The organism is Geodermatophilus sp. SYSU D00815 (assembly GCF_054050035.1).
Genome location: NZ_JBJGYO010000053.1, coordinates 1 through 10,737, shown reverse-complemented (window position 1 = coordinate 10,737; position 10,737 = coordinate 1). Strand labels below are relative to the sequence as shown.

The window sequence follows — 10,737 nt, the reverse complement described above, 5'->3', positions numbered from 1 at the left end:
GGGGTGAAGCGGCTGATCCGGTCCTGGAACGACTACCTGGCGCTGGGCGGCACCGCGAGCAACACGATCGCGGCCTCGGCCTACGCGCTGTCGCTGATCCCCACCGGCCCACCCCGCTGACCCACCCGGGAGGGGGCCCGTGACACCCGGGTGACGGGCGTGGCGGGTGGGGAGCGCGGCCCCCCGCGGAGCGGGTCGCCCCGCTGCCCCGCTGGTAGCGTGAGGCCGGCTCGGGGAGCGGCGTCGGGTGCGCCGCACAGCCGCACACGAGTGCCTCCCCGACGCGACGGACCGGTCCGTACCGCGGCTCGCGATCCGACATCGCCGCCGACAGAAAGAGGCAATGCATGGGCGCGGACGCACGTCGAGCGACGACCGAGGGCGGGGCGGGGGAGCGGCTCACGGCCGCCCTCGGCGGCGCCCGGCGGCGGCTGGCGCACGGCCCCGTGGGCCGGGTCGTGCGCGGGGTACGCCGCGCGGTCTCCATCGCTCGCGGCGAGGGCGTCAAGGTGCTGGGCGTCAAGGTGCTCGACCGCAGCCGGGAGCGCCTGGTCGCCGCGACGCCGTCGCTGGTGCCCCGCCAGGAGATCCGCATGCTCGTCCGCTACGAGGACGCGCTGGAGGTGGACTGGTCGCGCCCGGCTCCGTGGGCGACGTCCCCGCTGGTGGTCCGCGAGCGCGGGCTGAACACCGCCTGGATCCTGCACCCGCCGGGGGAGTCCTCGGGTGGCGCGCAGAACATCCTGCGGTTCGTGAAGTACCTGGAGGACGCCGGGCACCGGGCGACGATCTACCTGTACCACTCGGCCGACCACGCGATCGACGCCCCCTACGTCGGCCAGCTGATCGCCGCGAACCCGTCCTACCCCGACGTCGCCGCGCAGTTCCGCGCCTACTCGCCGACCGAGGGCGTCGCGCCCGGCACCGACGCGATCTTCGCGACCGGCTGGGAGACCGCCTACCCGGTGCACCGCGATCCCTCGCCGGCCCGCCGCTTCTACTTCGTGCAGGACTTCGAGCCGGCGTTCTACCCGGTCGGGTCCGAGCACGTGCTGGCCGAGAACACCTACCGCTTCGGCTTCCACGGCATCACCGCCGGCGGCTGGCTGTCGGAGAAGCTGGCCCGTGACTACGGCATGCGGACCTCGCACTTCGGGTTCGCCGCCGACCTGCGCCACTACAGCTTCGACCGGACCGAGCCCGCCCGCGACGTCTTCTTCTACGCCCGCCCGGTCACCACCCGCCGCGGCTTCGAGCTGGGCGTGATGGCGCTGCAGATCTTCGCCCGGCAGCACCCGGACCGGACGATCCGCCTGGCCGGCTGGGACGTCTCGGGCTACGACCTGCCGTTCCGCTACGTCGACCACGGCACGATGAAGATCACCGAGCTCAACGACGTCTACAACCGGTGCGCCGTCGCGCTGGTGCTGTCGCTGACCAACATGTCGCTGCTGCCCCTGGAGCTGCTCTCCAGCGGGGTGATCCCCGTGCTCAACCACGGCGAGAACAACACCAAGGTCGTGCAGAACGAGCACATCCGCTACGCCGACCCCTCGCCGCACGCCCTCGCCGCGGCCCTCGCCGAGGAGATGACCCGGCCGGACCTGCACGAGTACGCGCGCAAGGCGTCGGCCAGCGTCGCCGGCCTGTCGTGGGACGAGTCGGGCCGGCAGTTCGTCGACATCGTCGTGGAGGCCATGCGTGGCTGACTGCCTCGTCATCGGGGGCAACGGCTTCATCGGGTCGCACGTCGTCGACTCGCTGCTGCGCCGGGGTCACTCCGTCGCCGTCTTCGACCGCCACCGCATGGGCCCGCCCCGGTGGGGCGACCGTCCCGTCGAGGTCGTGCACGGCGACTTCCTCAACGCCGCCGACGTCCGCGCCGCGCTGCGCGGGTCGCAGGTCGTGCTGCACCTGCTGTCGACCACCGACCCGGCCACGGCGCAGGGCGACCCGACCATGGACATCCGCACGAACATCACCTCGAGCGTGCAGCTGTTCGACGCGTGCGTGGACGCCGGGGTGGCGCACGTGTACTTCGCCTCCAGCGGGGGCGCCATCTACGGCGACCAGGACCAGCAGGTCTTCGCCGAGACCGACGTGACGCTGCCCGTCTCGCCGTACGCGATCGGCAAGCAGGCGATCGAGAGCTACCTGCGCTACTTCCGCCGCACGCAGGGCCTCGAGTCGACGACCTTCCGGATCTCCAACCCCTACGGCCCGCGCCAGAACCCGCTCAAGCGCCAGGGGGTCATCCCGATCTTCCTGCGCCGGGTGCTCGAGGGCGCGCCGCTGACGGTCTTCGGGGACGGGTCGATGATCCGCGACTACCTGTACGTGGGCGACCTCGCCGAGATGATCGCCGAGGTCGTGTCCACCGGCCCCGAGCACGACCTGTACAACCTCGGCAGCGGGGTGGGGACGACGATCGACGAGGTCGTCGGCACCATCCGCGAGGTCACCGGGCGGGACGTCCCCGTCGAGCACCTGCCGCGCCCGGCCACCTTCGTCGACCACGTGGTGCTCAGCGTCGAGCGGTTCGAGAAGGAGTTCGCCACCCGGGCGACCACGAGCCTCGCCGACGGCGTGCGGCTGACCTGGGAGGAGATGCTCCAGCATGGCTGAGAGCGAGCAGACGCCCCTCGCGACCGTCGCGGTGCTCACCTACAACGGCGAGCGCTACCTGCGCGAGCTGCTCTCGGCGGTGTCGATCCAGCGGGTCGACGGCGAGGTCGAGATCCTCGTCGTCGACTCCGGCTCCACCGACGCGACCCTCGACATCGTCGCCGAGTTCCCGCAGGTGCGGCTCATCCGCATCCCCAACGAGGAGTTCGGCCACGGCCGCACGCGCAACTTCGCCGCGCACCAGGCCCGCGGTCGGTACGTGGCCTACCTGACCCACGACGCCGTGCCGGCCTCCGACCGGTGGCTGTACGAGCTGCTCAAGCCGTTCGAGCTCAACGACCGCGTCGTCGCCGTCATGGGCAGCCAGGTCCCGCGGCCCTCGGCGTTCCCGCTGCTGAAGTACGAGATCGAGGGCGTCTTCGCGGGCTTCGGCCCCGGCTTCGGGACCACGCTGTTCTACGACGACGACTTCATCACCAGCGAGGGCGTCCGCAACGCCGTCACGTTCTACTCCGACGTGAACTCGGCGGCCCGCCGCGACGTGCTCACCGGCCCGGTCCCGTACCAGGACGTGTCCTACGCCGAGGACCAGCTCTTCGGCCGGGACGTGATCGCCGCCGGCCTGATCAAGGCCTACGCGCCGCGCGCCGCGGTCGTCCACTCCAACGACCTCACCCTGCGCGGCTACGACGACCGCATGGAGGAGGAGACGCTCGGGCAGCGCGAGGTCGGCATCGACGTCGCCGTCCCGTCGGTGGCGGTCGTCGGCCGGATGGTGGCGCGCGGGGTGGCCAGGGACAGCGCCCGGCTGCTGCGCGACCGCGACTTCGGCTGGCGCCGGAAGCTGTACTACCTGGTGACCGGGCCGCTCTACCACCTGCAGAAGTGGCGCGGTGTCCGCCGCGGCGCCGCGGCGCCCGTCCCTCCCCGAGGAGCAGCAGCATGACCGAGACCACCCCGCTGCGCGGCCTGCCGGTCGAGACGACCGACGGGTGCCGGGTGCTCTCCGCGCCCGACCTCGGCTACGCCGACGGAGCCGAGCCGCGGCTGCTGGAGATCGTGCGCTCGGCCGAGGACCTGTCCAGCAGCTCGCGGGAGCTGGCCGACGCGGCCACCGACTGGGGGACCACGTACTCGCTGGTGCCCACCCGCTCGAACGTGCTGCGCGGCCTGGAGCTGCCGCCCGACGCCCGCGTGCTCGAGATCGGGTGCGGCTGCGGCCCGATCACCCGCTACCTCGGCGAGACCGTGGCGCTCGTCGACTCGGTGGAGCCCATGGCGGCCCGGGCCGCGGTCGCCCGCGCGCGCACCCGCGACCTGCCCAACGTGGAGGTGTACGTCGGCACCCTCGACGACGTGCCGGCCGAGCCGGCCTACGACGTCGTCGTGGTCATCGGCGTGCTGGAGTACGTCGGCCGCGGCGCCCTCGACCCGGCGCCGTACCTGTCGTTCCTGCGCCAGTGCCACGCGGTGCTGCGGGACGGCGGGACCCTCGTCGTCGCCATCGAGAACCCGCTGGGCGTGAAGTACCTGACCGGGGCGGTGGAGGACCACACCAACCGGCCGTTCGACTCCCTGGAGGCCTACGCCCTGGAGTCGCCGGCCCGCACGTTCCCCCGGCGCACGCTGGAGGGCCTGCTGGCGCAGGCCGGGTTCGAGGCGCGGTTCCTCGCCGCGTTCCCCGACTACAAGCTGCCGCGGGTCGTCATGACCGACGAGCTGTTCCGCAGCTCCGACCAGCTCGCCGGCGGGCTGCCGCGCTTCCCGAGCCCCGACTACCTCGTGCCGCGCATGCAGCTGGCCGACGAGGGGCTGACGTGGGGCACCCTCGTGGCGTCGGGGGTGGCCGAGCACTTCGCCAACTCCTTCATCGCGCTGGCCGGCAAGGGCAGCGGCCCCTCCCTCTGGTCGCCGGACCGGCTCGCCACGCTGTTCACCTCCGACCGCCAGCCGCGGTTCGCCGTCCGGGCCGACGTGCTGCGCGACGGCGACCGGCTGCAGGTCGTGCGGGGCCCGCTGTACCCCGCGCGCGGCGGCGCCGACGGCGACGAGGGGGTCCGGCACCGGCCGCCGGCGGCCGAACCGGTGGTCGCCGGCCGCGAGCTGCTCCAGGTCGTGCTCGACGAGCCCGACCGGCGCGGGGAGCTGCTGCGCCGCTGGGCCGACCTGGTCCCCGACGCCGAGGAGGCGCCGGTCGACCTGGTGCCGCACAACGTCGTGCTCACCGACGCGGGCGAGCTGGCGGTGTTCGACCAGGAGTGGCGCATCCGCGGCTACGACCGCGACTGCCTGCTGCTGCGCGGCCTGTTCCTCAGCGCCGTCCAGCTGGCCCACCGGACCCGCCCGCCGCGGCTGCTGCCCAGCCACACCCTGGCCGAGCTGGTCGTCGCGATGGGCAAGGAGATCGACCTGGAGGTCGACGACGCCCTCCTCGACCGGTTCGTCGCGCAGGAGTCGGCGTTCCAGGGGCTGGTCAACACCACCGACGCGACCGTCGAGGCCCGCCGCGCCCGCGCCGCCGAGGAGTTGCGCCGCATGTGGGGGCTCGGCCTCGGCGACGTCCGCGGCGGCGAGCGGTTCGACGTGCAGTGGGAGCGGGCCGGCCGGGACATCGACGAGCTGCACCGCATGGTCGAGGAGCGCGACCGCGCCCGCGAGGCGCTCGAGCACGACCTGGCGGTCTACCGTGAGGCGCACGACCGGGTGGCCCAGGAGCTCGCCGAGCTGCGGTCGCGGATGCCCGCCGCGCTGGCCCGGCGCGCGGTCAGGGGCGCGCTGACCAGGACCGGCCTGCGCCGCCACGGGTGATGCCGGCCGGCGCGTCGACCAGCGTCGTCGTCGTCAACTGGAACGGCGGCGCGCTGTTGCTGGAGTGCCTGCGGTCGCTCGCCGGCGACGCCGCCGGCCGCAGCGACGTCGAGCTCGTGCTGGTCGACAACGCGTCGCAGGACGGCTCGGTGGAGCAGGCCCAGCAGCTCGTCGCCGGGCTGCGCGTGGTGCGCCGGCCGACGAACGAGGGCTTCGCGGCCGGCGCCAACGCCGGCATCCGCGCCTCGACCGGCGACTTCGTCGTGCTGGTCAACAACGACGCCCGGGTGGAGCCGGGGTTCCTCGAGGCGGTCGTGGCCCCGATGGTCGAGCCCGGCGGGGAGGACGTCGCCGCCGTCACCGGCCGGGTGCTGCTGGCCGGCCGCTTCCGGCCCGCGCCGCCCGGCACGCCGCCGGAGGAGGGGCTCACCGCGGCCGACGGCCGGCGGTGGGTGCGCACCGGCGGCGAGGACGGCGTCCGGCTGGTGAACTCCACCGGCAACGTGGTGACCGCGTCCGGCAACGGCCGCGACCGCGACTGGCTGGCCGCCGACGACGGTCCGGCCGCCCCGGCCGACGTCTTCGGGTTCAACGGCGGCTGCGTGGCGCTGCGCCGGCGGGCGCTCGACGAGGTCGGGCTGTTCGACGAGCGGCTGTTCATGTACTACGAGGACACCGAGCTCTCCTGGCGGCTGCGCCGGGCCGGCTGGCGGATCGTGCACGCGCCGCGGGCCCGGACCGTGCACCGGCACGCCGCGTCCTCCGGGACCGCCACCGCCTTCTTCCAGGTGCACAACACCCGCAACCGGCTGGTCGTGGCGGCCGCCCAGGCGCCGTGGCCGGTGCTCGTCCGGGCGCTGGTCCGCACGCTGGCGCGGCTGGTGCGGGGACCGCACCGCGGCCGCACCGGGCGTGCCCTGCTCCAGGCGGCGGCGATGGCGCCCGCCGCCCTGGCGACCCGGCGGGCCACCGACCGCTCGGCGCGCGTCGCCCGGCGGGAGGTCGCGCGCGGGCTGGTCGCGGACTAGCGACGGCGAGCGGGGCGGCTCAAAACCGCCACTCCCACCCGTTGCCCTGCAGCGCCGGCGTGCTGAACAGCAGCGTGCCGGTGGTGACCGGCACGTCCAGGACGATCACCCCGCTGTACTGGGAGTCCGGCTCCAGCGCCTCCACCGGGAAGCGCTCCGCCGCGCCGAGGCAGTCCAGGGCGCCGGGGCGGGCGAGGTCGAAGTCGACCGCGCCGTCGTCCCCGAGCAGCCCGAAGTCGTAGGGCGTCATCGACCAGCTGCCGCCCACGGCGGCCAGGTCACCGGTCGTCACGCGCACGTGCAGCCCCAGGAAGTGCCCCCGCTCCGGGGCCGGCGTCCCGGTGCAGGGCTGGTTCACGACGATCCGGTCGATCGAGAAGACCACCGCCTGCGACCCGTCCGCGTTGCGGATGCCGGCCTGCCGGCCCGGCTCCTCCTCCAGGTTGCCGCGGTCGTTGACGGTGGCCGGCGCCGTCGTCGTGGCGGGCGTGCTCTCCTCGGCGGGGGGCTCGCCGGCCGGCGACCCCTCCGCCGGCGGCAGCGTCAGCGTCGGCGGCGCCGAGTTCGCCGCCGACGCCTCGTCCTGGCCGTCAGTGCTGGAACAGGCGCAGAGGGTGAGCAGAGCGAGCGTGGTCAGGACGGCGGTCGAGCGCATGGGAACCCCGGGGAACGGTCGCGGTCGGGAGGGGGAGCGGTGCGGGCGGGGCGCTAGGAGACCACGTCGATCGCGGTGTCGATCGAGACGACCCCGTTGCCGGGCGTGCCGGAGTCCACGCTGAACGTCGCCGCCTGCGCCTGCAGGTCGAGCATGTCGCCGACGACCTCGCCGATCCCGACGCGGACGACGTACTCGCCCTCGCCCAGCGGCACCTGGGGCAGCGCGAACTCGACCTCGTGCCGGCCCGCCCCGCTCTTGAGGTCGACGCCCTCGAGGTGGGTGTTCACGTGGTAGACCCGCTGGCCCAGCGGGGTCTCGATCGCCAGACCCATCATCCAGCGGTCGACGGAGTCGTCGAGGTCCACCGCGACCCGGGCGACCATCGGCGCCCCCGCCGCCAGCACCCCCAGTGGTTCGCGCGACGGCGAGAGCAGGTCCACGCCGGTGATCCGCCCGCGGGCCACCGGCTCGGCTCCCTCGGAGCGGCGGCCCTCCTCCTCCCGGCGGGTCTCCTCGAAGCCGGCCCGCAGTTCGCGGATCGCCTCCCGGGGCACGCCGTCGAACTGCACGACGCCGCCGCGCAGCAGCACCGCTCGGTCGCACAGGTCGCCCACCTGCTCGGCCGAGTGGCTGACCAGGACGATGGTGCGCCCCTCCTCCTGGAAGGCGCGGATCTTGTCCATGCACTTGCGCTGGAAGGGCTCGTCGCCGACCGCGAGCACCTCGTCGACCAGCAGGAGATCGGGGTCGACGTGGATGGCGACCGCGAAGGCCAGCCGCACGTACATGCCGGACGAGTAGAACTTGACCTGGGTGTCGATGAAGCTCTCGATGCCGGAGAAGTCGACGATCGCGTCGAAGTGCCGGCTGGTCTCCTCGCGCGACATCCCGAGGATGGCGGCGTTGAGGTAGACGTTCTCCCGGCCGGTGAGGTCGGGGTGGAAGCCGGCGCCGAGCTCCAGCAGGGCGGCGAGCCGGCCGCGGCGCAGCACCTGCCCGGTGGTGGGCTGGATGATCGAGCCGATGACCTTGAGCAGGGTGCTCTTGCCCGACCCGTTCGAGCCCATCAGCGCGACGGTGGACCCGGCCGCGATGGAGAGGTTGACGTCCCGGAGCGCCCAGAAGTCCTCGGTGTGCGCGCTGCGGCGGCCGGCGCGCAGCACCCGCTCCTTGAGCGACTTCTCCTTGTGGAGGACGAAGCGCTTGGAGACGTCGGTGACCCGGATGATCTCGGGGGCACTGGTCACGGCGGTCACAGCTCCTGTGCGAAGTTGCCCTCGAGGCGGGCGAAGATGCGCTGGGCGGCCCAGAGGAGCGCCGCGGAGGCCACGAAGGCGATCCCCAGGCGCAGCGGCATGGCCGACGGGAACGGCTCCGCGGCCCCGGCCTCCCACATGCCCCGCTGGAAGGCGAGGATCGCCAGCGTGACCGGGTTGGACAGGTAGAGCTGCTCGAGCCAGCTGCCCTCCAGGAAGTCCGCGACGTAGGCGTACGAGTACACGATCGGCGAGGCCCAGAAGAGGATCACCGTCACGATCTCCAGCAGGTGCTGGACGTCGCGGAGGTACACGTTCACCGCGGACAGCAGCAGGGCCAGCGCCGTCCCGAAGACCAGCACGAGCGCGATGGCCGCCGGCACGTAGAACAGCCGCGCCGACCAGGGGAAGCTGCCGATGACCACGGTGCCCGCCACGAGCACGACGAACTGGATGGCGAAGTTGACCGAGGCGGCGCCCACCGTGCTCAGCGGGAAGACCTCGCGCGGCAGGTAGACCTTCTTGATCAGGCCGGAGTTGGAGACCACCGCTCCCGCGCCGCCGCTGACGGTCTCGTTGAACAGCGCCCACATCGTCAGCCCGGCGAAGACGTAGATCGCGAACTCGGGGATGCTGCGTGCGGCGCCGAGGAACTGCCCGATGACGACGAAGTAGATGAGCAGCTGCGTGACGGGCTTGACCAGGCTCCACACGAACCCGAGGGAGCTGTTCTTGTAGCGGGCCCGCAGCTCTCGCCGCACCAGGAGGATCAGCAGCTCGCGGTACTGGTGGATGTCCCGCAGCGACGAGGCCGTGCCCGTGAGCAGCCCCTGCTGGGGTCCCACCGGCTGGAGGTCCAGGCGTGCGAGCCGGTCCAGACGCGCGTCGGCGTCAGAGTCCTGCATTGGCCAACCATTCTCAGTTCATCGCCCGGGAGGGCGCGCGGTGCCGGGACGGTCTCGGGCGTCCCGCATGTCCGCCAGGCCGCCGATCGTAGTCGGCGGACGTGCGCCTCCGACGGATCGGAGGACGGGACGGTTTCGTCACTCTGCCCCGCGGCGAGCGCCCGGCGCCGACGCCACGCCCGGAAGCCTGAGGTTCACGCTCCGCAGTGGACTGGTGGGGAAGATGTGAGCGGTCGTTCGAAGGGTTCCTCATGCGCGTCACGTCGTCGGTCCGCTCCTCCGCCCCCGTCCCGGGGTGGCGCAGGTGTGCCGCCGCGGTGCCGTCCGGCAGGGGGGACGTCCGATGACGCCGCGCCGCACCCCGGGTCGCTGGTGGGCGCGGACCGCCGCGCTCGTCGTGCTCACGCTGGTCGCCGGGGTCCTGCTGGGCGTGGCGGCCCAGCCGCGGGCGGAGGCCGCGATCGCGGCGGACTTCGACCCCGGCAACATCATCAGCGACGCGGTCTTCTTCGACCCGGGCGGCATGTCCGTGCACGAGGTCCAGGCCTTCCTGGACACCAAGGGCAGCTCCTGCGTCGCCGGCGAGCAGCCCTGCCTGAAGAACTACGTCGTCACCACCGTCGGCAAGGCCGCCGACGCGTACTGCCGGGGCTACGAGGGCGGCCTGGCCCAGTCGGCGGCCCAGGTCATCGCGGGCGTCGCGAGCAGCTGCGGGATCAACCCCAAGGTGCTGCTCGTCCTGCTGGAGAAGGAGCAGTCGCTCGTCACCGTCTCGCGGCCGACCAACCGGCGCTACCAGGCGGCCACCGGCTTCGGCTGCCCGGACACCGCGGCCTGCAACAGCCAGTTCTACGGCTTCTTCAACCAGGTCTACATGGCCGCCCGGCAGTACCAGGTCTACGCGGCCAACCCCGGCGGCTACCGGTACAAGGCCGGCCAGGTGAACACGATCCAGTGGCACCCCGACGCCGGCTGCGGCACCAGCCAGGTCTACATCGCCAACCAGGCCACCGCCGGGCTCTACATCTACACGCCCTACCGGCCGAACGCCGCCGCGCTGGCCAACCTCTACGGCAGCGGCGACGCCTGCAGCGCCTACGGCAACCGCAACTTCTGGCGCATGTTCTCCGACTGGTTCGGCAACCCGCAGGCGGGCAGCTACCTCCTGCGCAGCCCTGAGAACGCGACGGTCTACGTCGTGTCCGGGAACATGAAGTACCCGATCCTCGACCTGGCCACCGTCGCGGCGTTCTCCCCGCTGGGCGGCGTCGGGTTCGTCTCGCAGCAGTACCTCGACCGGCGCACCACGGGGCAGCCCATGTCCCGCGTGGTGCTGTCGCCGGGTGGTGGGGTGTTCTTCATCGATGCCGGGATCAAGCTGCAGCTGACCTCGTGTGCGCAGGTGGCCGATTTCGGGGCGTCGTGCGCGTCGTTGGTGCGCTGGGAGCAGCCGTTGA

Annotated in this window: 9 protein-coding genes; 6 read left to right on the top strand and 3 right to left on the bottom strand. The window is 73.0% G+C overall.

Features of this window, described 5'->3' with window-relative positions:
• The first annotated feature begins 347 nt into the window (after positions 1-347).
• The 5 genes from ACI78S_RS24895 to ACI78S_RS24875 are packed head-to-tail and all read left to right on the top strand — an operon-like array spanning position 348 to position 6,461.
• Positions 348-1,709, top strand: coding sequence for a rhamnosyltransferase WsaF family glycosyltransferase (locus tag ACI78S_RS24895; RefSeq protein ID WP_456977674.1), 1,362 nt, complete (start codon positions 348-350; stop codon positions 1,707-1,709).
• Positions 1,702-2,625, top strand: a complete 924-nt coding sequence (locus ACI78S_RS24890; RefSeq protein WP_456977673.1) for an NAD-dependent epimerase/dehydratase family protein — start codon at positions 1,702-1,704, stop codon at positions 2,623-2,625. Before ACI78S_RS24895 ends, ACI78S_RS24890 begins: the two co-directional genes overlap by 8 nt.
• Complete coding sequence (locus tag ACI78S_RS24885; RefSeq protein ID WP_456977672.1) at positions 2,618-3,571, top strand: glycosyltransferase family 2 protein; 954 nt, start codon at positions 2,618-2,620, stop codon at positions 3,569-3,571. Before ACI78S_RS24890 ends, ACI78S_RS24885 begins: the two co-directional genes overlap by 8 nt.
• Positions 3,568-5,433, top strand: coding sequence for a class I SAM-dependent methyltransferase (locus ACI78S_RS24880; protein WP_456977671.1), 1,866 nt, complete (start codon positions 3,568-3,570; stop codon positions 5,431-5,433). The genes ACI78S_RS24885 and ACI78S_RS24880 overlap by 4 nt, the downstream gene beginning before the upstream one ends.
• On the top strand, positions 5,433-6,461 hold the full coding sequence (locus ACI78S_RS24875) for a glycosyltransferase family 2 protein (RefSeq protein WP_456977670.1): 1,029 nt from the start codon (positions 5,433-5,435) through the stop codon (positions 6,459-6,461). Before ACI78S_RS24880 ends, ACI78S_RS24875 begins: the two co-directional genes overlap by 1 nt.
• A 19-nt stretch (positions 6,462-6,480) precedes the next feature.
• Here the strand turns inward: ACI78S_RS24875 and ACI78S_RS24870 are convergent, their stop codons facing one another.
• The 3 genes from ACI78S_RS24870 to ACI78S_RS24860 are packed head-to-tail and all read right to left on the bottom strand — an operon-like array spanning position 6,481 to position 9,280.
• A complete protein-coding gene (locus tag ACI78S_RS24870) occupies positions 6,481-7,116 on the bottom strand; it encodes a hypothetical protein (protein ID WP_456977669.1) in 636 nt (211 codons plus the stop codon).
• 53 nt (positions 7,117-7,169) lie between these two features.
• Positions 7,170-8,366 (bottom strand): ABC transporter ATP-binding protein, encoded by a 1,197-nt coding sequence (locus ACI78S_RS24865; RefSeq protein WP_456977668.1) that lies wholly within the window; start codon positions 8,364-8,366, stop codon positions 7,170-7,172.
• A 5-nt stretch (positions 8,367-8,371) separates the two neighbouring features.
• On the bottom strand, positions 8,372-9,280 hold the full coding sequence (locus tag ACI78S_RS24860) for an ABC transporter permease (protein WP_456977667.1): 909 nt from the start codon (positions 9,278-9,280) through the stop codon (positions 8,372-8,374).
• Between the two features lie 343 nt (positions 9,281-9,623).
• Here ACI78S_RS24860 and ACI78S_RS24855 point away from each other — a divergent pair.
• Positions 9,624-10,737 (top strand): hypothetical protein (locus ACI78S_RS24855; RefSeq protein ID WP_456977666.1); only part of this gene is annotated, 1,114 nt, incomplete at its 3' end.

Bases quoted from the DNA above. Each gene is read 5' to 3' on its own strand.
- ACI78S_RS24870 (WP_456977669.1), bottom strand. From the start codon at position 7,116: ATGCGCTCGACCGCCGTCCTGACCACGCTCGCTCTGCTCACCCTCTGC.
- ACI78S_RS24895 (WP_456977674.1), top strand. From the start codon at position 348: ATGGGCGCGGACGCACGTCGAGCGACGACCGAGGGCGGGGCGGGGGAG.
- ACI78S_RS24875 (WP_456977670.1), top strand. From the start codon at position 5,433: ATGCCGGCCGGCGCGTCGACCAGCGTCGTCGTCGTCAACTGGAACGGC.
- ACI78S_RS24880 (WP_456977671.1), top strand. From the start codon at position 3,568: ATGACCGAGACCACCCCGCTGCGCGGCCTGCCGGTCGAGACGACCGAC.
- ACI78S_RS24860 (WP_456977667.1), bottom strand. From the start codon at position 9,280: ATGCAGGACTCTGACGCCGACGCGCGTCTGGACCGGCTCGCACGCCTG.
- ACI78S_RS24885 (WP_456977672.1), top strand. From the start codon at position 2,618: ATGGCTGAGAGCGAGCAGACGCCCCTCGCGACCGTCGCGGTGCTCACC.